Origin of the sequence: Granulicella mallensis (assembly GCF_014203225.1) — a bacterium.
Lineage (GTDB): Bacteria > Acidobacteriota > Terriglobia > Terriglobales > Acidobacteriaceae > Granulicella > Granulicella mallensis_A.
Genome location: NZ_JACHIO010000028.1, coordinates 21,762 through 44,139, shown reverse-complemented (window position 1 = coordinate 44,139; position 22,378 = coordinate 21,762). Strand labels below are relative to the sequence as shown.

19 protein-coding genes are annotated in these 22,378 nt (G+C 55.8%); 10 read left to right on the top strand and 9 right to left on the bottom strand.

The features are described from left to right. Positions 1 to 9 precede the first annotated feature (9 nt). On the bottom strand, positions 10 to 1,095 hold the full coding sequence (gene neuB / locus HDF15_RS23300) for an N-acetylneuraminate synthase (RefSeq protein WP_221314589.1): 1,086 nt from the start codon (positions 1,093 to 1,095) through the stop codon (positions 10 to 12). A 124-nt stretch (positions 1,096 to 1,219) separates the two neighbouring features. Here neuB and HDF15_RS23295 point away from each other — a divergent pair, with 124 nt between their 5' ends. Next, entirely contained in the window at positions 1,220 to 1,951 is a 732-nt protein-coding gene (locus HDF15_RS23295) for a cytidylyltransferase domain-containing protein (RefSeq protein ID WP_184260134.1), read from the top strand. On the opposite strand, the gene HDF15_RS23290 is transcribed toward HDF15_RS23295, so the two are convergent. Further along, positions 1,948 to 2,559, bottom strand: a complete 612-nt coding sequence (locus HDF15_RS23290; RefSeq protein WP_184260129.1) for a YdcF family protein — start codon at positions 2,557 to 2,559, stop codon at positions 1,948 to 1,950. The two genes, HDF15_RS23295 and HDF15_RS23290, sit on opposite strands and share 4 nt — an antisense overlap. A 177-nt stretch (positions 2,560 to 2,736) precedes the next feature. Here HDF15_RS23290 and HDF15_RS23285 point away from each other — a divergent pair, with 177 nt between their 5' ends. The 4 genes from HDF15_RS23285 (at position 2,737) to HDF15_RS23270 (ending at position 6,968) form a co-directional block, all read left to right on the top strand. Further along, positions 2,737 to 3,831, top strand: coding sequence for a nucleotidyltransferase family protein (locus HDF15_RS23285; protein ID WP_184260126.1), 1,095 nt, complete (start codon positions 2,737 to 2,739; stop codon positions 3,829 to 3,831). After that, on the top strand, positions 3,828 to 4,823 hold the full coding sequence (locus HDF15_RS23280; protein WP_221314588.1) for an SDR family NAD(P)-dependent oxidoreductase: 996 nt from the start codon (positions 3,828 to 3,830) through the stop codon (positions 4,821 to 4,823). The genes HDF15_RS23285 and HDF15_RS23280 overlap by 4 nt, the downstream gene beginning before the upstream one ends. Positions 4,824 to 4,855: 32 nt before the next feature. After that, entirely contained in the window at positions 4,856 to 5,812 is a 957-nt protein-coding gene (locus tag HDF15_RS23275; protein WP_184260123.1) for a hypothetical protein, read from the top strand. A gap of 109 nt (positions 5,813 to 5,921) precedes the next feature. After that, a complete protein-coding gene (locus HDF15_RS23270; RefSeq protein ID WP_184260120.1) occupies positions 5,922 to 6,968 on the top strand; it encodes a polysaccharide biosynthesis/export family protein in 1,047 nt (348 codons plus the stop codon). A 6-nt stretch (positions 6,969 to 6,974) separates the two neighbouring features. On the opposite strand, the gene HDF15_RS23265 is transcribed toward HDF15_RS23270, so the two are convergent. Genes HDF15_RS23265 through HDF15_RS23240 form a run of 6 tightly spaced genes read right to left on the bottom strand, consistent with a single transcriptional unit; the run spans position 6,975 to position 14,023 of the window. Continuing rightward, the gene (locus HDF15_RS23265) at positions 6,975 to 8,195 is read right to left on the bottom strand and encodes a DegT/DnrJ/EryC1/StrS aminotransferase family protein (RefSeq protein WP_184260117.1); all 1,221 of its coding nucleotides are present in this window, start codon (positions 8,193 to 8,195) and stop codon (positions 6,975 to 6,977) included. A 5-nt stretch (positions 8,196 to 8,200) separates the two neighbouring features. Next, complete coding sequence (locus HDF15_RS23260; protein ID WP_184260114.1) at positions 8,201 to 8,857, bottom strand: acetyltransferase; 657 nt, start codon at positions 8,855 to 8,857, stop codon at positions 8,201 to 8,203. Then, positions 8,854 to 9,474, bottom strand: coding sequence for a sugar transferase (locus HDF15_RS23255; RefSeq protein ID WP_311733191.1), 621 nt, complete (start codon positions 9,472 to 9,474; stop codon positions 8,854 to 8,856). The genes HDF15_RS23260 and HDF15_RS23255 overlap by 4 nt, the downstream gene beginning before the upstream one ends. Then, positions 9,456 to 10,676, bottom strand: a complete 1,221-nt coding sequence (locus HDF15_RS23250) for a glycosyltransferase family 4 protein (protein WP_184260112.1) — start codon at positions 10,674 to 10,676, stop codon at positions 9,456 to 9,458. The genes HDF15_RS23255 and HDF15_RS23250 overlap by 19 nt, the downstream gene beginning before the upstream one ends. Further along, positions 10,673 to 12,670 (bottom strand): asparagine synthase (glutamine-hydrolyzing), encoded by a 1,998-nt coding sequence (gene asnB, locus HDF15_RS23245; RefSeq protein ID WP_184260110.1) that lies wholly within the window; start codon positions 12,668 to 12,670, stop codon positions 10,673 to 10,675. Before asnB ends, HDF15_RS23250 begins: the two co-directional genes overlap by 4 nt. A gap of 6 nt (positions 12,671 to 12,676) precedes the next feature. Continuing rightward, on the bottom strand, positions 12,677 to 14,023 hold the full coding sequence (locus HDF15_RS23240; protein ID WP_184260108.1) for a hypothetical protein: 1,347 nt from the start codon (positions 14,021 to 14,023) through the stop codon (positions 12,677 to 12,679). Between the two features lie 198 nt (positions 14,024 to 14,221). Here HDF15_RS23240 and HDF15_RS23235 point away from each other — a divergent pair, with 198 nt between their 5' ends. The 5 genes from HDF15_RS23235 (at position 14,222) to HDF15_RS23215 (ending at position 21,199) form a co-directional block, all read left to right on the top strand. Continuing rightward, a complete protein-coding gene (locus tag HDF15_RS23235) occupies positions 14,222 to 15,322 on the top strand; it encodes a glycosyltransferase (RefSeq protein ID WP_184260106.1) in 1,101 nt (366 codons plus the stop codon). Then, complete coding sequence (locus HDF15_RS23230) at positions 15,319 to 16,155, top strand: class I SAM-dependent methyltransferase (protein WP_184260104.1); 837 nt, start codon at positions 15,319 to 15,321, stop codon at positions 16,153 to 16,155. Before HDF15_RS23235 ends, HDF15_RS23230 begins: the two co-directional genes overlap by 4 nt. Positions 16,156 to 16,342: 187 nt before the next feature. Next, positions 16,343 to 17,554: an O-antigen ligase gene (locus HDF15_RS23225; RefSeq protein ID WP_184260102.1), complete on the top strand. Its 1,212-nt coding sequence runs from the start codon at positions 16,343 to 16,345 to the stop codon at positions 17,552 to 17,554. A gap of 21 nt (positions 17,555 to 17,575) precedes the next feature. Continuing rightward, positions 17,576 to 19,900 carry a polysaccharide biosynthesis tyrosine autokinase gene (locus tag HDF15_RS23220; protein WP_184260100.1) on the top strand — a complete coding sequence of 775 codons (2,325 nt, stop codon included), beginning with the start codon at positions 17,576 to 17,578 and terminating at the stop codon, positions 19,898 to 19,900. 33 nt (positions 19,901 to 19,933) lie between these two features. Further along, the gene (locus HDF15_RS23215) at positions 19,934 to 21,199 is read left to right on the top strand and encodes a hypothetical protein (RefSeq protein ID WP_184260097.1); all 1,266 of its coding nucleotides are present in this window, start codon (positions 19,934 to 19,936) and stop codon (positions 21,197 to 21,199) included. Here the strand turns inward: HDF15_RS23215 and neuC are convergent. Next, positions 21,194 to 22,354, bottom strand: coding sequence for a UDP-N-acetylglucosamine 2-epimerase (neuC, locus tag HDF15_RS23210; protein WP_221314587.1), 1,161 nt, complete (start codon positions 22,352 to 22,354; stop codon positions 21,194 to 21,196). The two genes, HDF15_RS23215 and neuC, sit on opposite strands and share 6 nt — an antisense overlap. Positions 22,355 to 22,378: the final 24 nt, after the last annotated feature.

Here is a 22,378-nt window from a genome sequence, read left to right as displayed (position 1 = left end):
GGCGCTGCGTCACACTAGCATATCGAGGCTTAAAAGCGTACCTGCGTCAATGTCACGCTGCGTATGCCTCCCCAGTAATTGGGAGCGCATGGCGGGTGCAAGTCCCGTTCCCGGCCGCAGAACATCCAGCATATCCACCGTCAGCACAGCTCCTGCGGGAATGAACCTGGCAGCCACCAAGGATCTGCGAGCTACATCGGCAGTGTTGAGCTCCTCTGCTACCGGACGCTTGATGCCGTCTCCGAGAGCCGCTTCGATGTTGCGAATGCCTTTTACCAGATGCGCCAGCTCGTGTGGCTCCAGAGAGGCCCGATGATCCGGGCCGGGCAGATCCTTATTCAGGGTGAAATGCTTCTCGATGACACAGGCTCCGAGTGCGACGGCGGCGAATGCGATTTCGGTACCTACTGAATGGTCTGAGAGACCGGCGGCTACGCCGAACTCCTTCTCCAGGGTGTGCATGGCGCGCAGGTTCATACTGCGTGGCTCTGCCGGGTAATTACTCACGCATTGCAGCAGAACCATCTGCCGATTGCCCGTTGCGCGGATGGTTTCGACAGCGAAAGCCACCTCTTCAAGTGTGGCCATCCCTGTCGAAACGATCAGCGGGCGGCCTTTGCGAGCGATGTGTTCCAGAAAAAAAACGTTGGTAATTTCGCCGGATGGAATCTTGAACGCAGGCATAGACAACTCAGCAAGAAAGTCCGCACTTTCATCGTCAAAAGGCGTCGACAGAAAGAGGATGCCTCTTTCGATGCAATGCTGATGAAGCTCGCGGAAGGCAGTGAAGGGCAGCTCCAGCTTCCTTACCATGTCCAGTTGCGACTCTTCCGTCCCCGTCGTTTGCTGCTGATAGGAGGCCTTCGCGGCTACGGGCGAACAAACTTTTTCCGCCTGGAAGGTCTGGAATTTGACGGCGTCACAACCTGCCTCGACGGCTACATCGACCAGCTTGCGGGCCAGCTCCAGACTTCCGTTGTGATTGACTCCGGCCTCACCGATGATGAAACACGGCTCGCCTCTCCCCACTCTGCGTTCTCCGCGATCTCCAATGGAAACGACTTTATTCTCCATGCTGTTTTCTGTACCGAGCATCACGATGCTCCTCCTTCGAGACCAGGTCGCTTCCTGTCTACCCTACTTGACTTTGATGACATCCCCAACACACTCGGGAAACAGGTAGATTTCTTTTCCTGGAGATAGATGGCAGGATAGCAATATGAGCATTCATCCGGTACTGGCCGTGATCCCCGCTCGCGGCGGCTCGAAGGGCGTGCCTGGAAAGAATATTCGCCCCCTTGCGGGGCTGCCCCTGATCGCTCATTCGATCCGGCTGGCACAACGATGCCCGGAGGTTGCGAAGTGCATCGTCTCCACCGACAGCGAAGAGATTCTTTCGGTGGCTCGCGAATATGGCGCGGAAGTCCCATTTCTGCGGCCTGCGGAGCTTGCCGGAGATAACACTCCCATGTGGCCGGTTCTGCAACACGCATTGGCACAAATGGAATCGATAGAACGCTGCCGTTACGGCAGTGTTCTCCTGCTTTCTCCTGCCAGCCCTGCACGTCTTCCGGAAGATGTTGCAAAGGCTATCCAGTTACTTGAGCAGGATGAGCACGCCGTGGGAGTAGTCGCCGCATCAAAGCCATCCTTCCATCCGCGATGGGCGTGCATCGACATTGCCGAAGACGGCTATATGCGCCAGAGTTTTCCCGATGGCAAGGTTTATGTAAGGCGCCAGGATATCCCGGCGATCTACCGCATCAATGGCGCGCTCTATCTGTGGCGGCGCGACTATCTCGCAACTTCGGAAGCTCCGCGCTACTTTGAGATGCCGCATGCGATGCTGGAAATTCCTGAAGACCGGGTCATCGATATCGATAGTCCACACGACTTTCGCCTCGCGGAGCTGATGCTCAAGGACGGAATGATTCAGCTTCCCTGGCTTTAAATCTTTTTCCGCCACGACTCGAAACATTGCCACCACACCAGCTTCTGCCATTCATAGAGGGCGGTCTTTGCCCACTCACGATTGCGCCACCAGGACTGGCCGAAGATCGTTGGATCGTTCACGGCCGCAACCGACCAGCGATATTGAGGCAGGCGCGATCGCACGATGGAAAACGCACGCCGGGTGTGGAAGTCGCTGGTAACGAGGAGTGCTGACTTTGGAGCGGGGTGCAGTTGAGCAAGACAGTCGCGGATATTCGAGGCTTCCTGAACGGTTGAATCATTGGTGATCGTGCATACGCTGATCTGCGATTGATTGCTGCCTGCCGATTGCCTTACGAAGGCCGCTGCGCGTTCCGCAGAAGTCTGGCCATACGTCAGGTCTGACGATGCATCCATCACCATCTTCTGGCCGTAGCCTGCGCGCAGCAACGCAAGCGCACCCCAGTAACGGTGGTCATCATGATCTCCGGCCAGCACGACGATGACATCGGAGCGCTCCGGCTGATTCACGACCAGGTAGCTGCCTGAGCGGACAGCGCAGAGCACTCCGATCAGGAGAAGGATGACGATGGCGATGGAAGTTCTTATGGCTCTATTTCTCTTCACGGATGCAGTTTACTGAACAGGAAGGGCAAGCGGGATGCGATGTGCGCGATGCTATACTGCGACCAATAGAAATGGCAGTCGAGCCTGTATTGGTGCTGGCGTTGTGTAGTTCAGATGTAGCACGAAATGTGTGATCCGGCAGACCCTGCCGATTGATCCGTAAGCGGAGACACCTCGATGCCAGCCCATCCATCCCATGAGTTGCCGCTCATCACCAGGTCGCAGGCAGTTCGCGAACTGATGAGCCTCATGGACCGCTGTGCTTTGGGGATTACGCTGGTCGTTGACGAAGACAGGCGGCTTGAGGCGACGATTACCGACGGGGATGTGCGGCGCGCGATCCTTTTAGGAATTGAACTGGATCAGCCGGTCAGCGATCTTCTTTCAACCCGCAAGGGCAATGGCCACCCGATAACGGCCAGCCTTGGCACGCCGCCGGAAGAGTTATGCCGATTGATGGCCGAGTCTCGTATCCGGCAGATTCCGCTCTTGGATGCGGAAGAGCGTGTGGTAGATATCGCGCTCGATTCAGACTATCTGGCGGCGGTTGCCCTGCCTCTGGACGGCTTTATCATGGCGGGCGGATTCGGTAAGCGGCTGATGCCGCTCACCGAAAACTGTCCCAAGCCGATGCTACCGGTGAACGGCAAGCCGATCCTCGAGCACCTGGTCGAGAAGCTCCGCGCCACTGGAATTCAACACGTCAGCATCTCCACCCACTATCTGGCAGAGAGCATTGTCGAGCACTTTCAGGATGGGAAGGACTTTGGCGTCCACATCGAATATGTTGACGAAGAACGGCCCATGGGCACAGCCGGGGCTTTGGCAAGGGCCTCGGTGGGGGAGCTGCCTTTACTCGTTATCAATGGAGATATATTGACCTCCATCGACTTTCGGGCGATGCTGGAGTTCCATCGCGAGCATCAGGCCGATATGACGGTCGCGGTTCAGCAGCACGAGACAAAAATTCCCTATGGCGTCATCCACATGGAAGGAATCGATGCTGTCAGCATCGAGGAGAAACCGCTGGTGCGCCATTTTATAAATGCGGGCATCTACCTGATTCAGCCGAGCGTGTGCCGGATGGTTCCTGCGGACCGCGCCTTCGACATGCCCGAGCTGATTACCAGCCTGATCGATACGCAAAAGCGCGTGATCTGCTTCCCCATCCGGGAACACTGGGTTGATGTTGGACAGATGGAGCAATATGAGCGCGCCTCCACGGATGCGCAGTGGGCGTGGTCTAAAACCGGAGACGAGCTACGACATTGAGCGATTCATCTATATGGAATAACCGGCGCGTTCTCGTTACAGGCGCAGGCGGTTTTATCGGGAGCCATCTCGCGGAACAAATGGTTCAGCTGGGCGCCAGGACACGCTGTCTGCTCCGCTATAACTCGCAAGGCTCTTTGGGCTGGTTGTCGACCTCGCCGTTGCGTTCCGATATGGAGATTCTTCATGGCGACATCCGCGATAAGGAGAGTGTGCTTCGGGCCGTCAAAGACGCCGATGTTATCTTTCATCTCGCGGCATTGGTCGGTATTCCGTATTCGTATGAGTCTCCACGATCGTATGTGCAGACCAATATTGAAGGCACCTTGAATGTTCTGGAGGCTGCCCGGCAATATGGAACGGAGCGGCTGATCTGCACCTCGACCAGCGAAGTCTATGGCTCGGCTCTGCATGTTCCGATCGATGAAAACCATGCGCTGCAGGGGCAATCCCCCTACTCCGCAACCAAGATCGGCGCCGATAAAATTGCGGAGTCTTACCATCTCTCTTTCGGCTTGCCGGTCTCCATTGCTCGACCCTTTAATACCTATGGTCCGCGCCAGTCATCGCGCGCTGTGATTCCGACGATCATTACACAGGCCCTTGCGCAGACATCCGTGAAGTTAGGGAACCTGCACACCACGCGCGATTTCAACTTTGTCTCGGATACCGTAGCCGGATTCCTGGCCATTGCCGAGTCCTCGGCAACCATCGGGAAGACGTTGAATATCGGTAGTGGCATCGAGATCTCCATTCACGAGCTGGCGGAGTTGATCTTTGAGCTGACCGGGACAAGATGCCCCGTGGATGTCGAAGAGGTACGCTTGCGTCCGGAAGCGAGCGAGGTAGATCGTCTTTGCGCTAACAGTCTTCAACTGAATGCGCTTACGGGGTGGAAGCCGAGGGTTTCGTTACGAGAAGGACTGGAACGAACCATCGAATGGATCGGCCAAAATCTTGGAGCCTACTCCATCGGAAGCTACACGGTTTGACGATGGCTTACCGTTCGGCAAGGTGACATGAAATGATCCGATCGCTGGCCAAGCGCCTGCCTCATCCGCTTCTGTCCCGGTTGTACCATCATGTGAATCTCCGCGAAGAATCGGCTCGTGTCTCAAAGGCTGCTGCAATGGCCGGCTTGCCTCTTTTGCAAACTCTCGATCTGCAAAGTCTGCGAGCCAGCGATACGCTCTTTGTGTTAGGCAGCGCATGGTCGATTAACGATATCCCCGACGCAAGATGGAAGATCATTGGCAAACATGACAGCATCGGCCTTAACTTCTGGCCTGCTCACCCTTTCGTTCCACGTTTTTTTCACTTCGAGAACGTAGCGTATGACGACCACCCGGTCATGTATGACGCCTTTCATTCGCTTTTGACACATCGCGCAGCAGCCTACGCAAACACGGTAAAGATCGTCACCAACGTGGAGCCGCTTGAACGGCGGCAGATGTTCTTTGAACTTCCGGAAGATTTGAAAAAGAACCTGTACGCCGGCTTCTCGATGCCCGTCGTTGCACGCAATGAGAACGAGCTGCGCGCGGGCATTCGGTATATGCGTTCGATCGGGGCCTTTTCGCCACGAGCAAAGACGGCATGGTTCTTCAAATACGGTGGTTCGGTCGTCGGCACCATGACGCTTGCGGTACTCATGGGTTACAAACGCATTGTTCTATGCGGAGTCGATTTGAATCGGCAGGAGTATTTTTATCAGCATCGTGAGCTCTACCCGGAATACGCTGACTGGGAATTTGTATCCCCGAAAGAGATACACCTGACCACCCGTCGTCTTCCCTGGCTTGTTCCTGCCCAGACTGCCGTACACCTGTTTAAGGAGTTAGTCCTTGACCCGGAAAACATTGAGTTGTTCGTAGAAAACAGCGTCTCCACACTGTATCCCCGCGTGGAGCTTGCCCCTCAGTCACTTTTCGAAGAGCTGGATCGGTGTGTTCCCTCGCGCCCTTTGCAGCCGGGACAATGAAATAGACTTCATTCATGTGGCCGTTTAAACTCGCACGAGCGACGTGGTGCTGTCTCTTTAGAGAACTGTGTATATTAGTGCAGCCGGGGGTTGAGTGTTGAGCTCTGTCTTGAAGACGACTCTTGATTCGAAGACTGCACCCTCCAGGTCCCCGCGGCACGGTTGGTTGCGTGGCTTTCTCATTGCCTTACCCCTCATGATGTGTGTCCAGGCAATGCAGGCGCAGACGCATCCCGCCAACGGCGCGCCGGTCACTCCTGCCTCGACCTATCCCGAGACATCGGGAAGCCCTGCGGCAGCACCTCCCGCGCTGACAGCGGTTCCATCTGTCGATCAATCGCACTACATTCTCTCGCCGGGCGATGTGCTGGAGATCTCCGTCTTCAACGCTCCTGATCTTTCACAAAGGGCAGTCGTGAACAGCGCCGGCAATATCTATATGCCGCTCATCAATGATGTCCACGTCGCCGGCCTGCACGTGGAGAACGCGCAGGGAGTGGTTGAACAGGCTTATCTCAAGGATGGCGTACTGAAGGTTCCGCATGTGAGCATCGTGGTCACAAGTTATTCAAGTGGCGTTCTTTTGATGGGCGAAGTGAATAGGACGGGAATCTATCCGATTGTTGGCGCGGGAAGGCTCTTTGACATCTTTGCGGAAGCAGGGGGAACAACGCCGAGTGCCGGACAACTCGTAACGATTACCCACAAAGGCAGTACTACCGAGCCACAGACCTTATTTCTGACGAGCGATCCTGTGAAGTCACTGGAGGCGAATGTCGTAGTCCAGCAGGGAGACACCATCATCGTTTCCAAAGCGGGTGTGCTCTATGTGGTGGGCGAGGTACTGGCGCCCAGCGGTTTTCTTATGGATGAAAAGGGCCAATACACTGTAATGAAGGTGGTTGCCATGGCCCACGGGCTTGGCAAGTTCGCCAAGCCTTCCAAGGCCAGGATCGTTCGGAGAACGCCCGAGGGAGAAAAAGAAATCCTGGTTCCGCTGGATAAAATTCTTGTCTCGAAGCTGCCTGATGTTGCGATGCAAGCGAACGATATTTTATTTATCCCGCCAAGCAAAGGAAAGCAGGCTGCTTCCAGGTCTATCGACGTAGCTGTTGCGCTGGCCTCGGGCGTTGCCTATTACGGTCTCTCACGTTAGAGCAAATTATCTGACGGCTGATGCCAGAACCTTTTCTACAGCGTCGGCTGCATCCTCCATGTCACTCTTGTTGAGTGTCGGATGCACGAGAAACATCAGCGAGGTTTCGCCCAGCTCCTGGGCAACAAGAAGCCTTGCCGGCGGACGAAGCTCCACGGGAAAAGCCTTCTCCAGGTAGATCTCGCTGCAGCTTCCGGAGAAACACGGCACACCTTCTGCGTTGATGGCATCGGCAATGCGTTGCCGGTCCCACCCTTCCCGCAGATGCTCAGTCCGAAGGAAAACATAGTATTTATAGAAAGAATGCATCGACTCGGCAGGAGGCCTGGTGATCCGCAGGGCCCGAATTGCGGAGAACCGCTCGGTCAACACGTCCGCTAATTCCCTTCTTGCCTGTACCGATTGCGGCAGCTTCCCGAGTTGCAGGCGGCCTATGGCGCTTTGCATCTCGGTAAGCCGCCAGTTCGTGCCGAAGCTTTCATGCAGCCATCGGTACCCCGGTGGATGATGCCGGTGATAAACGGCATCATAACTTTTTCCATGATCCTTATAGGCCCATGCGCGCGACCAGAGAGCCGTATCGTTCGTGGTCAACATGCCGCCTTCGCCCCCAGTGGTAAGGATCTTGTCCTGGCAGAAGGAGAAGGCGTTCACGTCGCCCATAGAACCTACGGGGCGTCCTTTGTACGTTGCTCCGTGTGCCTGCGCACAATCTTCGATGACCTTGAGCCCGTGTTCGCGGGCAAGGTCGAGGATCGGGTCCATATCGCAGGGCCATCCGGCAAGATGGACGGCGATAATGGCGCGTGTACGCGGAGTCAGCACAGCGCGAATCGTTTCGGCTGTAATATTTTGGGAATCCCGGTCGACATCTGCCATCACGGGAGTTGCTCCACGCATGACGGCACAACTGGCCGATGCAATGAAGGTGCGGCTGGTGCTGATGACCTCGTCTCCGGGGACGATACCGAGCGCTTGCAATGCCAGTTCCAGCGCGACAGTTCCATTAGCCAGCGCGATGGCATGCTTGCAGCCTGTAAATGCGGCGAACTCCGCCTCAAACTGCCTTCCTTCGTCACCGGTCCAGTAATTGACCTTTCCCGATTCGAGAACGCGTGTAACAGCTGCGACCTCTTCCTGTGAAAAAGATGGCCAGGGAGCAAAAGGATGTTTGCGCAGAGGCTGTGCGCCTTCGATTGCGAGTTGAGCTTGAGTAGAGAGGTCCATCCGATTCAGCTCCGAGGTTCCAGTTCTTTCAAAACATGTGCCGGTGTTCCGACGGCAACGGTCCAATCCCCAATGTCATGGATGACCGTTGCACCGGCTCCGATGATGGAGCCGGTGCCGACTTTGCGATTGGGAATGACGATAGACCCCATACCAAGCCATGAAAGATCTCCCACCTGCACGTTCCCGCCAATGGCAGCCCTGGGCGACAGGTGCGCGAAATCTCCGACAGTGCAATCATGTTCCACGATCGCGCCGGTATTGATGATTGCACCTTGCCGGATCACTGCATCGGCATTGACGACAGCCTGAGGCATAATCACGATTCCCGGAGAGACAGTTGCTGAAGCCGCGATGGTTGCTGACGGATGCACTGCGGTCAATAGAGAGGCCCCCGCCGCGATACAGCGTTCCGCAACAGCGCGGCGTGCAAAATTATCGCCAATCCCCAGTGCTACCGCAATCGTTTGGCCTGCAGCTTCTTTCAGCCACTCTGCGCCGCCCAAAATCTTCAGGCCATATTCATCGCCGCGCTTTTGCGGATTGTCCTCGAGAAAGCCTGTGATCCGGATGCCATTGGCCAGCAGAATATCGACGATCACCTTACCGTGCCCGCCTGTGCCATAGACGACTACGAGACCTTCGTTCTCTCTTGCTCTCATCTTCGCTCAGCTCCAAATTTCTGCGCCGTTGCCTGGCCTTGCTGATTGATTCCCTCGTGCTTGAAGACCTTTACAACGGTGGATAAAAGAATACGGAGATCAAGCCAGAGGCTCCAATGCTCGACGTACCAGACGTCCCACTGAAATTTTTCTTCCCAGGTGAGCGCGTTGCGTCCTTTGACCTGCGTGAGCCCTGTGATGCCCGGCTTCATTCGATGTCTCTTTGCCTGTTCCGGAGAGTAGAGCGGGAGATATTCCATCAGTAAGGGCCGCGGTCCCACGAGGCTCATCTCCCCTTTCAATACATTCCATAATTGAGGAAGCTCATCGAGGCTGAAGCGGCGCAAGGTTGCTCCTAATCCAGTGAGGCGTGCTGCATCCGTAGACGGATCGACTACCGTGGATGGGGCCTCAACCATCGTTCGAAACTTGAATAAAGTAAAGGGCTGTCCATGCAGCCCTGCCCGTGGCTGGCGAAAGAGTACGGGCCTGCCCATGGTCAGCCGGATGACAAGCGCTACACCGAGGATGACCGGCGAAAAAACCACAAGAGCCGTCAATGCGCCTGCGAGGTCAAGCATGCGTTTGCAGGCTGCCCCTATTGCGTTTGCGCGCATCGCACTGCCTCCACGGAGGAACCGGTGGGAAGAGGATAACCTCGCTCCTGGAGCATCGCTCGATAGAACAAGGCTAATTCTTCCCATATCCTCTCATTCCGAAACTGCCGCAAGATGCGTTCCCTGCCTGACGATCCCATGGACTGCATTCTGCTGGGGTCCGATAGAAGCGACAACAATATTTCCGCCAGCTTGTCAGCATCTCCAACAGGAGTCAGCACTCCGGTAATTCCATCCTCAATCGCATCTACCGCCCCGGTGGCATTGGTGGTGACAACGGGAAGCCCTGCGGCCTGCGCTTCGAGAACCGTGTTAGGAAAGCCTTCGCGATGGGTGGGCAGCACAAAAATATCCATGACAAGGTAATGCAGGTCGATCTGGGAGGTGAACCCGACATGGCGAATTCCAGGCTCTGATGCGATAGCCTTCCTGGTCTCCTCGGGAACAGGATCTCCCTGCTCATAGTCTCCCACTAACAATAGGACGGCCTCCGGCATTTTTTTTTGCACCGACTGAAAGGCCGTAACCAATTCAGGGAGTCCTTTGTCCCTTGTAAGTCTTCCTGCAAAACCGATGACAGGCTGATCGGGGCGAATGCCTAGCTTTTCGCGCAAACCCGTTGCCAGCACTGCTTTTTCGGGAGTCGGCTCGAACCGGCCGAAGTCCACACCGTTGCTGCTTCCGGCTCCAAGCAGGACCGTCTTGAACCGCGCCACAAGCCCCAGGGCAATGGCACGCTCGCGAAGACTGGCGCTCACGCAGATCACACGATGCGCGGTGAAGCATGCTGTTTTTTCCGTCAGCATCAGCAGGCTGCGCTTGAGGCCGGTTGCCGTCTCCAGGCGCAGCCCGCGCAGGGTGTAGACGCGGCAAGGGACGCGAGTGAGCCATGCCGCCAGCCCCACCAGCAGCCCTGCTTTAGGGGTGCCAGCGTTGCAGATGACCGGCCTGATGCGGCGGAGAAGCCGCCATAGATCGAACAAAGACCGCAGGTCGGCTCCCGGCGCAATCTCTCTCGTCATGGCAACGCGATGCACGGGATATCCTTCCCCTGACGCCTGGTCCTCTGACTGCCGTCCAAGGCCGGTTAAAAGAGCAGGCTCGAAACCATTGGCCTTTAAATAAGCCAACTGCCCGCGCATCAGAATCGTACTGATCGGGTCTGTCACGGCATGCAGTACGCTGATGCGGCGATCGCTCATGCACTTTCCATCGTTGCGTTGGCAATGTCTTCACTATCGGAAGATAGACCGTCAGGTGTGCGGCGGCTTTCTTCGAGCCACCCCTGGAACATCAGCACATCCCACAGATGGTATTCCCAATTTTGCTTTCCCGAGAGATGTTCTTGCCACATCTTCAGGATCGGCGCCGGGTTGAAGAATCCTTCCTGTCGCAGGCGCCTCTCGTCCAGAAGCGATTCGGCCCAGTCGCGCAGAGGGCCGCGCAGCCAGGCTGCCAGCGGGATTCCAAAGCCCGACTTGGGGCGGTCCACCATCTCACGCGGCACGTAGCGGTAAAGCACCTGGCGAAGAATCCATTTCCCCTGCCTCTGGCGAATCTTCATGGACAGCGGCAATCTCCAGGCAAACTCCGCTACCCGATGATCCAGAAACGGAACCCGCCCCTCAAGACTGACGGCCATGGTTGCCCGGTCGAGTTTTACCAGGATGTCGTCCGGCAGATAACCGATGGCGTCCAGATACATGAGGTTCTCAGCCGAATGACGAAGACTTGGTGGATTGTCTTCTGAGAACGAGATGAAGGAAGCTCCCGGCAGAATCTTCTCAGTATCCAGCCAGTGGGAGGACAGCTTTTCGTAGAGAGAGTGAACACTACGACTTTCCAACAGGGAGGCCAGCTTGTGCAGCTTGTGTCCCGGGATGCGCTGCCGCCATCGCGCCGGAGCTACCGGCCAGCTCATTTGAGAGAGACTATCCCAGCCTTCGGGAGGGATCGTCCTGATACCGGCTGCTCCGAATCTGCGCAGAAAGAGCGGCACGCGATGAAGGCGGTCGAGCGTGTCTCCCCATATATGGCGGGTGTATCCACCAAAGAGTTCGTCGCCGCCATCTCCGGAGAGACTCACGGTCACGTGTTCCTTCGCGAGTTGCGAAACCAGCAGGGTTGGAATCTGCGAGGAGTCCGCGAACGGCTCGTCGTAGAACCGCGGAAGCATCGGAATCACCGACATCGCCTTCTCAGCGGTTACATAGAGCTCTGTATGTTCCGTTCCCAGATGAGCGGCGACCTTCGCGGCATCCCGGGCTTCGTCGAACTCCTTGTCATGGCTCCCTATCGTGAATGTCTTCACCCGGGTCCGGCTCTGGGCCTGCATCAACGACACGATGATGGAGGAGTCGATGCCTCCCGAAAGAAACGCCCCAAGCGGAACATCCGAGTGCATGCGAATGCGAACAGCGTCGCGCAGGATGGAGTCCAGTTGCTCCACTGCTTCGTGCTCACTGCCGTAGAAGGGATGGGATACGGCTTCGTCGACGACGCTACGCAAGGACCAGTAGGGTTGCGGTGTTGATGCGAAATCATCGGCCGAGACCTTCAACAGGGTCGCGGCGGGCAGCTTGCTGGTGTGCTTATAGATGGAATAAGGCGCCGGGACGCAGCTATAGCGCAGAAAGAGCGCTGCTGCATCCACATCCACTTCGCCTGCAAATTGAGGATGAGCGCGCAGAGCCTTCAGCTCCGAACCAAAGATAAAATGGCTGCCCATTCTGGCATAGTAGAGCGGCTTTTCTCCAAAACGATCGCGTCCGAGAGTCAGGTTTCTTCCCTGACGATCCCATAAGGCAAAGGCGAACATCCCGTTGAATCTGGACACCGACGATTCGATACCCCATTGCTCGAAGGCCGCGAGCATCACCTCGGTATCGGAGCTTCCCCGGAAGGAATACGCGTGAGACAGCTCGTTGCGCAGGTCCTGATAGTTATAGATCTCGCCGTTGAAGACGAGCATGTAGCGGCCGCTGGCTGATTCCATGGGTTGATGCCCGGCAGGGGAAAGATCGAGGATCGCCAGCCGTCTCATGCCGAGCGCGATACCAGCCCCCTCATCAGCCCATACGCCTGCATCGTTGGGCCCGCGGTGGCGCAGGGTATCGGTCATGCGCATGGTGATGCGCCGCAGCTCAGGGGCCGGGGTTGCATGGTTGAGGTCGAGAAAGCCGCTGATTCCGCACATGAGAGTTCAATCCCCCACTGGAATGCGGTCTCCTGCCGGAGACATCTGCCTCGCGCTCCTGGCTAACCGCCGCAGAGGGGCTTGAACCAGAGGCATTTGTTGCGCGCAGAGAAGCATCAGCACAACCGGCATCATCATGATGCGCTGCCGCAGCAGGGTTCCCAGATTGCTAATGGCTCCTCCGAATGTGATCAGGAAAATAAGCGAGTACATGACAAGGAAGCTGACATAGGGGTTTCGCCATTGTCGCAGAGTCGACCGGATCTCGCGACGCCGACGCCAGCAAAGAAACAACAGGCCGACTGATTCAAGTGCGGATACAAAGGCCATGGAACTGTGTATCTCCCATGGGAACGGCCGGAATATCAGGAAAGGAGACTCGGCGATGCGAACCGGCAGAGACACTCCTTCGTTAAAGGAGGAGCCTCCTGTTTGACTGAATTTGGTGAGAGTATTCGCTTGCTCAACGACACTCGATGCATTATCACCTTGTGAGTCAACCAGATTTTTTGCCTGGTTTACAAGAAAGTATGAGCCGGCCAGCAATATCGGTATGAGAGTGATTCTTGCCGCTTGATTGGTTCCCCCGGCCCTGGGTCTGCCCACAACGTAAGAAGCGGTCATGGCAAGGCCGAGCATCGCGGCCACATGAGCCCGTATCAGCAAAGCGCCGGCAAGCCCAATCACGCAAAGAAGAACGCTTCGGGGACCAGGGCGCTCCATTAATCGGGCAAATCCAAAACAGGTTACCGCGATAAAAAATTGAATGGGCGCATCTTTTCCTATAAAGCTGGACCAGAATAAGATCGACGGCAGTAACAGAACGAGAAGACCGAAAAGCCATCGGTCTCCATCAGGGAACGCGATCACGAATGCGCGATAGAAGAGATATCCCCCAGCCAGGGAAAGGAACGCGGAGGCAATAAAAAGGGTTGGCATCGCATCGCCGATGAGCAACGCCGCGAGGCCGCACAGGTTAAAGATTAAATTCGTGCTCCAGTAAGGCGGCTGAAATATGCTCCAACCTACAATCTGAAATTGACTCGCAATCCCCATTCCGACAGTCCAATAGTGGAATGTATCCGCAATCCCGCCGTAGACAACAATACCCACCCATAGAAACACGCTGGAGGCGACCATGTGCGCCATCAGACTGGCCATCGACAGCCGCCGAAGATAGGGATCGTTCTGTGTAAAGTGCGCGATTGCTACCGCACAAACAATGGCCAGCAACGGAACGCAGATGAGAGATGAGGTGTAGGAATAATCCTGCGGGTCGGAAAAAAAGAGAGCCGTCAGCCAGAAAGGAGAGGTGGCGATCGAGGCGAATGCCACCAACTTGATCACGAGCAAATATCGGACGATGCTCCGCGGTGGGGCTGCCTTCATGGATTCATGAATGACCCTTGTAGCGGGGATGCCCATTTGCCCCTCAATCAAGTCTGATTGCCAACCTCAAACTGCGGCAAGTGTAGCATGATGCCTGGCGGATAATGTATTTTGAATCAACCGATAGCCGATACTTCGCCACGACTTTTCCGAGATAGGACCATGCGCGTCGTTCATGTCATTGACTCTCTGAATCGCGGCGGAGCAGAAGTTATGCTGACAGGCATGGCCCCGCATTTTCAGGTGCGTGGGGTTACATGCGATGTACTGGTATTGATCCGCAGGCCTAGCCCTCTTGAGCAGGACCTCCTGGACAACGGCATACGGTTGCAATTTACAGAGGTGCGTAACCTGTATTCGCCGCGACAGATCTTCGCGCTGGTCAGGCTGCTGCGCGGATATGACCTCATCCATGTGCATCTCTTTCCGGCGCAACTGTGGTCTGTTCTAGCCGTGGCGCTTTGCAAAGATCGCACCCCACTGGTGACGACCGAACACAACACCTGGAATGCACGCCGCCGCTGGTGGATGCGGCCGCTCGATCGTTGGATGTATCCGCACTACAAGCGCATTGCCTGCAACAGCGAGGCCACAGCGGAACACCTCATCGAGTGGTGCCCTGGCATTGCGGATAAGACTACTGTCATCCCCAACGGAATCCCTCTTGACGCGTTCGAAAATGCCCAGCCCGCTACGCTGGATCATGTACCGCATCATGTTACTCGGCTGGTCTTCACAGCACGGTTTGAAACCCAGAAAGATCACGCAACCCTGCTGCGAGCTTTACCTTCAGTTCCAGGTGCGCACCTTATTTTCGTGGGAGACGGCCCCTTGCGCCCTCAACTTGAGCAGATGGCCCAGTCCCTCGGAATCCGAAGCCGGGTAACCTTTCTGGGCTGGCGGAAGGATGTCGGAGCGGTGTTGAAAGCGTCGGATATCTATGTTCATTCCACGCATTCCGATGGCTTCGGCATCGCCGCGTGTGAGGCGATGGCGGCAGGGCTGCCGGTTGTGGCGAGCGATGTTCCAGGTCTGGCCCAGCTCGTTGCAGGGGTGGGCATCCTCTTCCCTGCCGAAGACGACAGGGTGCTGGCCTCTCATCTCAATGCTTTGATCCAATCGCCGGAACGGCAAAACGAGATGCGCATGGCAGGCCTTCAACGGGTGCGTGAATTGAGTATCGAAAACACGGTCGATGGCTACATTCGTATGTACGAGTCCGTGCTGCAAACCAGAGCAACGCAGATGGCAGAGGTGCAATGAATAACCTTGATCCGGGTGTGGTGAAAGCCTTTGGCGAGCAATGGGATAAATTCGATCATACGGAGCGGGACAATCCTGATCTGCAGAGGCTCTTTCAGTCATATTTTGAGATCTTTCCGTGGCATGAACTGCCACAGAATGCAGAAGGCTTCGATCTGGGATGCGGCACAGGTCGCTGGGCTCATTTTGTAGCGCAACGGGTGGGGACTCTTCACTGCGTGGACGCAAGCGCAGCTGCTCTGGACGTTGCCCGACGCAACCTCCAGACGCATCCGAATTGTAGTTTTCACTGTGCCTCGGTCGACGCAATCCCTCTCGCAGACGCTTCCGCAGACTTTGGTTATTCTTTGGGCGTGCTGCATCATGTGCCGGACACGGAAGAAGGAATCAAAGCCTGTGTGCGCAAACTAAAACCGGGTGCGCCACTACTGATCTACCTGTACTATGCTTTTGACAACCGCCCAGCCTGGTTTCGGACTCTCTGGCGGCTCTCCGATTTTGTCCGCCGAGTCGTCAGCGCTTTGCCATTTGCCATCCGGTCGCCGCTCTCCGACATCATCGCAACACTCGTTTACTGGCCGCTGGCGCGCACCGCGAAGCTGCTTGAAGCGTTGGGTGTTGCTGTCGACTCCTTCCCTTTGTCCGCCTATCGCAACCGGAGCTTTTATTCCATGCGCACGGACGCCCTGGACCGCTTCGGCACGCGGATCGAAAAACGTTTTACCCGCGAACAGATAAAACGCATGATGGAAGCTGCCGGTCTCCAGCGGATTGAGTTCAGCGAATCCGTTTGCTGGTGTGCGGTTGGATACCGTAGGCTGGAGACGCCCTGATGGCTGGGCGCATTCCAATCTTGCTTCGTAGAAGTAATTTACTTTCGAGGAGTAAGTTCTGACCCAACTGCGAATCCATCACGGCTCTACCCGGGCTTTCCCCAGTGCTGCACCCGTCAGCCAAATGGGTCAGATCTTTGATTTTGTCCTGGCAGCCGGAATTTGCGCCGTCCTTGGATTCGGGCCTTTGGCTTTTGGCGCCGTTCAGCCCTGGAGTATTTGTATTCTGGAAGCCGCCGTTGCTTGCCTGGTTGTCCTTTGGGCTGCACGGGAGGTAGCAAATGGCGGCTTTCACATCCTTCTAAATCCGCTGTACATCCCCATGGCTCTGTTTGCGGGGGTGGTGCTGGTTCAACTCCTCCTGCATCAGACGGCCTACTGGTATGCAACATGGTCGAAGGGACTGCTCTATGCCTGTTACGGGGGGCTCATCTTCCTTGTGTCGCAGGTCTTCCAGCGGCGGAAGCAGCGGTCGGCCTTTGGATTTTTTTGCGCTGGCTATGGATTCCTGCTCTCGCTCTTTGCGATTGTCCAGCAATTCACCTTCAACGGGAAGATTTACTGGGTCGTAGCCACACATCATGGAGGATGGATCTACGGACCCTATGTGAACCATGCCTATTATGCAGGTTTGATGGAGATGCTTATCCCCTTCCCACTGATGCTGGCCATTGACAAGCGAGGAGAAAAAGCCAGCCGGGCTTTTTTTCTCTTTGCCGCCGTCGTTATGGGTAGCACGATCTTCCTCTCTCAATCTCTCGGAGGCATGATAGCGTTTGCCGTCGAGCTGGCTGTGCTCTCGTTGATTTTGTTCCGGAACAGACGTTTCGCTTACACCGAGATTCTGCTGCTCGCAGTTCTTTGCATGGCGTTGATTGCCTGGCTGGCATGGCTGCGTCCCGCAGGGTTGGTAGAAAGAATGGCACGTCTGCTGAATCCGATCTCCGACGCTGGAGCAACCGGACGCGTCGCGATCGTCAAAGACAGCTTCAGGATGCTGCGCCAGCGGCCGTTCCTGGGCTGGGGATTGGGGACATTTTCGACCGTATACCCCTCCTTCCGGAGCTTTTATACAAATTTATGGGTGAACGAAGCGCATAACGACTTTGTTCAAACACTCGTAGAAACCGGTATAGTTGGTTTTGCCTTCGCAGCTACTTTTCTAGCTCTGCTGTTTCGTGACGGCATCGACAAATTGAATCACTGGCGCAGCGACACGCAATCAAGCATGGGACTGGCTGCCTTTCTAGGATGCATCGGAATTCTGGTTCACGGGTTTGTCGACTTCAATCTGCAGATACCCGCAAACGCAGCTTTCTTTTTTGCTTTGTCAGCGCTCGTAACCACGCGCCACGGCAAATCGGAGGCACATCAGGAGTTCGGCAAGGTGCGAGGGTAGGGAAAAATGAGTGCTGGAAGAATGCGCGGAGAATTTGCCGAACCGGTACGCCATGATTCGCCCCGGCTTGCATCTCTTCAGGAGATGTATACACCCCCTGCACGGGAACATTCGATCAGCGATTACTGGCACATCCTGCTTAAACGCAAATGGATTGTGATCGTTTCTGTCGCCATTATTTTGATTACGACAGCGTTGATCAGCCTGCATACCACCCCCATTTACGAAGCTGTGACGAAAATTACGATTTCGCCACCGACTTCCAACCCGCTCAACTTCAAAGACAACAACAGCTCGTCCGCGGCCCTTGAAGACCCGCAGGCAGGCATCAATACTCAGGTCAAGATTCTGCAGTCGGACACGATGTCTGAATTAGTCATTCATCGGATGAATCTCGACACGCGTGCCGATTTCGCCGGTCGCGCTCAAACGCAAAGCAACGGTGGCATCGCCGTTTCGCAATCGCCCGCCGAGGAAAGTTATCGTCTGGAATCTCTTATTCGCAAGCTCCAGGGCAATCTGACAATACAGCAGATCCCCGACACGACCCTGGTTCAGGTTGGGTATTCCGACCCAAGTCCCGCGTTGGCGGCAGAGATCGCGAATGGGATCACCGCCGCGTACATAGAACAAAATGTGAAATCGCGATACGACAGCACCATGCAGGCTGCTGATTGGCTCTCCAAGCAACTGGCCGATATGCAGATCAAAATGCAGACGGCACAGGCCAAGCTGGTCCAATACCAAAAGGAACACGCTATTGTTGGCACGGACGACAAGCAAAACCTGACAACGGAAAAACTCGACGAACTGAACAGAGAGCTAACCTCTGCCCAGGCAGATCGAATCCAAAAGGAGTCTCTCTACAACGTCGCGAAGAGGGGCGACCCATCGACGCTGAGCGTGATTCTCCAGGACCCCATTCTTAGCGCGCTCCGCCAGCGGCAATCCGAGCTGCAGACTCGATATGCACAGCTTGACACATGGGCCGGCCAAAGCTATCCGCAGATGCGGGAGATCACGAGCCAGCTTGACCAACTGAACAAGAGCATCAACGAGCAGGTGAAGAACAGCGTAAGTCGCATTCATAATGACTACCAGACAGCCGTGAATCGCGAGCAGATGCTACAGGAGGCGCTGGGGGAACAAATGGGCATTGCCGACCAGCTCAACCAGAATGCCATCGAATACAAGGTCCTCAAGCAGGAGGCCGACTCCAACCGCCAGATCTATGATGGATTGCTGCAGCAGCTCAAAGAGGCCAGCCTCGCGGCGGGGCTGACCTCCAGCAATACTCGCGTAGTGGACCGGGCGCGCTTGCCGCGCTACCCGACGAAACCGAATATTCCGAGGAATCTGGAGTTTGCCCTGCTCGTCGGTCTCGTCGTCGGCATAGCCCTTGCTTTTGGCCTGGAGGCTCTTGACGCTACGGTGCGCACCCCAGAGCAGGCAGAGACTACATCCGGGCTGCCGGTACTGGGAGTGATTCCCATGCAGCCCGTCTTCGATAAGGCGGGCACAAATGCTGCAAGATCACGTCTGCTCAACAAAATGCCTGGCACCGGTACCGGGCCGCAGCCGTTAATCAGCTATCTGGAACCGCGATCGGAGATTGCAGAAGCTTATCGTGCGTTGCGCACGTCGATTCTTCTTTCCAGCGTCTCCCATCCGCCGCGCTCGATCCTGGTTACGAGTTCCGTCCCTGAAGACGGAAAGACGATGACCTCCATCAATATAGCCATTGTGATGGCGCAGCAGGAAAAGCGAATTCTACTGGTAGATGCCGACATGCGCCGTCCAAGCATTCACACCGCATTCAAGATTAAAGGGCACGTTGGTTTATCGAACGTGCTGACCGGAGGCGCCAAGGTCCGAGACGCTATTCAGTCCACGGTTCAACCCAACCTGTTTGTTCTCCCGGCAGGTCTTGTGCCTCCGCATCCTTCTGAACTCTTGAGCTCATCGCTGATGCGCGATCTTCTCAAGACGTGGTGCGAAGAATATGACCACGTCATCATCGATTCTCCTCCGGTGATTACGGTCACGGATGCCGTTCTTTTGTCCGTTGAAACGGATGCTGTGCTCTTGATCATCCGCTCCGGTCAAACGACTGCTGCCCACGTCCGGCACACATGCGGTCTGCTTCATAGCGTAAACGCCGACGTGCTGGGAGTGGTCGTAAATGCCGCGGATCTGGGTTCGCCGGATTATTACCACTACGGGGGCAAGTCCGGTTATTATGCCGGAAATAAGATGAAAAGCCAGGAGATGAAGCTAAGTGAAGATAGGGACTTAGGCCAGAGCCCAGAGAGTGAACACGATGAAACTCTCCACACATCTTCCTAGCTTTACCTAGCCGGTAATTGGGGATCTCTCATCATGGAGCAGGCATTCGAACAAAGCCGGTTGCGACGAATATCTTTATTCATCGCTTGTGCCCTGGTGATGGCGAGTTATGCGTGGTTCGCGATCAGGGTATATCGCGCGCAGCAGCTTGCCGATCACCTGGACCAGCCTTCCATTGAAAAAGCGATTGCCCTCGCACCGCAAAACGCGACCTATCACGAGCAGCTATGCCGCAGCATGCTCTTCGTCTCTCAGCAAACCGAACGAGCTGTAGGCGAATGCCAAAAAGCCTCTGAACTGAATCCCTATAGCTCTGCCATTTGGCTGGATCTCGCGCAGGCCTATTATTTTGCGGGAAACATTCCGTTGAATCAGGCTGCAGCCTATAAAGCACTCACTGTCGATCCCACCACTCCGGACACGGCCTGGAGCGCGGCTAACTTTTTCCTGGTTCAAGGAGATACGGACGAGGCTTTGCATCAGTTCGCGATCGTCCTGCGGGAAGAGCCGTCGCTGGCTCCATCCGTACTGAATAGCTGCTGGCAATCTCTGCATGATATTCAACGCATGCAAAGCATTCTTCCCCCAAACCCTGAAGTCTACTTAGCCTTTATCAAGCTCCTGCTATCGACAGATGACTCCAGTTCGGCACATCAGATATGGTTGGCCCTCATGCAAACGAAGGTTCCCTTCGACTACCATCATGGGCTCTTTTATATCGATAGCCTGATCCAGGCCCATGCCGTAGATCAGGCAAGCGAGGCATGGAAGCAGCTTTCGTCCATGTCGGCAGCGCTGCAAGCGTATGGGCAACCGGATAACCTGGTGATGGATAGTTCCTTTACCCGGGAAATCCTTAATTCGGGCTTTGACTGGCGCTATAGCCCGGCGCCGCAGATCGCGCTCACTCTTGACGACACAGCGTTTCACAACGCGGCACCCTCCCTGAAGCTGGTATACGGCCTTAACGGTGGCGACGCCGGCATCTTTCAATACATTGCAGTCCACCCTGACTCACGATACCGCCTTTCGGCGTGGGTGAAGAGCGAGGATATCAAAACGGCGAACGGCCCGGCGCTTACGTTGCTGGATGGCTATAGCAAGACAGTGCTTGGATCTACGGAAGAAACGATCGGCACTACGCCCTGGCATCGCCTGGATACAGAACTGACAACCGGACCGGAAACAAAGCTTCTGATGCTGGCCATACAGCGCCATCCCGGGGAGACGCAGATTCAAGGAAAGTTCTGGGTGGACGACATCCAACTGGAGCCTATGCAGCCTTCTGGAGGCTCATAGGTCATAGAACTTCTTGTGCAGGAGTGCGTTGCCCAACTCAACGCGTTTGAGGACATCCACGATCGTAGACACAGCCGAGTTTGTCTTGCTTGCGTAGGGGTTCACCAGGGATCGCAGCGAGCCGCGGAACTCACTGGAAGCTGCCTTTCGTATCGCTGCCAGGATCTCTGCTCGCTCATTTCCTACATCGATGACACTTTCCGCGCGGATGCGACCCGCTTGACGGATACCAACATTGATCGCCGGAACCTTAAAGGAAGGCGCTTCGATGATCCCACTGGAAGAGTTGCCGACTACGGCAATCGCGCGGCACAACACGCTGTGATAAGCCTCAGAGCCAAAGTTATCCACCAGATCACCAACTCCGGGATGGGACTGGATCCATTCCCGGATTCTTGCCGTGATGATTCGTCCTGCGGTATCGGCGTTCGGCATGGTAAAGATCACCGCAAAACCGGCTTGATCGAGAGCGGCCAGCAGCTCGTCGATCTGCCGCTCAACGTCTTCGTATTCCAGAGTGACAGGATGGAAGGTCACAAGAAGGAAGGGACGCTCGACGTCGACGCCAAAGCGTTTTCGCAGTTCCTCGGGAGTGAGCCGCGGTGCGGTCGAAATATGATCGAGCGTCGGTTCACCGGATACAAAAACACGCTTTGGATCTTCGCCTAATTGAATGACGCGGCGAGCATAGGCTTCCGTAGCCGTAAAGTGCAGATGGCTCAGCTTGGTAATACTGTGTCGTAGAGCGTCATCAATCGCTCCTTCTGTCAGTTCACCCCCGCTAAGGTGAGCGATGGGAATCTTGAAGGGTAGCGCGGCGAGCGTTGCGGCGAGCATCTCATACCGGTCGCCCAGCACGATTAGAATCTCCGGGCGGTATCTGCTGAAGGCCTGGCCAAACCCGATCAGGCCCAGCCCCATCGACTTGGCAATAGCCTCCGGCGTATCGGAGGAGAGCAGCATCTCCACCCGTTCGACAATCTCGATTCCATCGGTTTCAACGGACCGCACAGTCATCCCAAACTCCGGAGAGAGATGCGTGCCCGAGACATATAACTTAGGCGATATCTCCGGATCGGCCTGGAGGGCATTCAGGAGCGGGCGATAGCAGCTATAGTCCGCGCGCGATGTCGTCACAACTCCGATCGATCTCAAGGTCGTCCGTCTCTTTCTTTCCAA

Excerpts from the sequence above, each read along its gene's own strand:
- HDF15_RS23250 (WP_184260112.1), bottom strand. The coding sequence starts at position 10,676 with ATGAGCGATCGCCGCATCAGCGTACTGCATGCCGTGACAGACCCGATC.
- HDF15_RS23220 (WP_184260100.1), top strand. The coding sequence starts at position 17,576 with ATGCGCGGAGAATTTGCCGAACCGGTACGCCATGATTCGCCCCGGCTT.
- HDF15_RS23285 (WP_184260126.1), top strand. The coding sequence starts at position 2,737 with ATGCCAGCCCATCCATCCCATGAGTTGCCGCTCATCACCAGGTCGCAG.
- neuB (WP_221314589.1), bottom strand. The coding sequence starts at position 1,095 with ATGCTCGGTACAGAAAACAGCATGGAGAATAAAGTCGTTTCCATTGGA.
- asnB (WP_184260110.1), bottom strand. The coding sequence starts at position 12,670 with ATGTGCGGAATCAGCGGCTTTCTCGACCTCAACCATGCAACCCCGGCC.
- HDF15_RS23230 (WP_184260104.1), top strand. The coding sequence starts at position 15,319 with ATGAATAACCTTGATCCGGGTGTGGTGAAAGCCTTTGGCGAGCAATGG.
- HDF15_RS23260 (WP_184260114.1), bottom strand. The coding sequence starts at position 8,857 with ATGAGAGCAAGAGAGAACGAAGGTCTCGTAGTCGTCTATGGCACAGGC.
- HDF15_RS23295 (WP_184260134.1), top strand. The coding sequence starts at position 1,220 with ATGAGCATTCATCCGGTACTGGCCGTGATCCCCGCTCGCGGCGGCTCG.
- HDF15_RS23265 (WP_184260117.1), bottom strand. The coding sequence starts at position 8,195 with ATGGACCTCTCTACTCAAGCTCAACTCGCAATCGAAGGCGCACAGCCT.
- HDF15_RS23235 (WP_184260106.1), top strand. The coding sequence starts at position 14,222 with ATGCGCGTCGTTCATGTCATTGACTCTCTGAATCGCGGCGGAGCAGAA.
- HDF15_RS23215 (WP_184260097.1), top strand. The coding sequence starts at position 19,934 with ATGGAGCAGGCATTCGAACAAAGCCGGTTGCGACGAATATCTTTATTC.
- HDF15_RS23275 (WP_184260123.1), top strand. The coding sequence starts at position 4,856 with ATGATCCGATCGCTGGCCAAGCGCCTGCCTCATCCGCTTCTGTCCCGG.
- HDF15_RS23255 (WP_311733191.1), bottom strand. The coding sequence starts at position 9,474 with ATGCGCGCAAACGCAATAGGGGCAGCCTGCAAACGCATGCTTGACCTC.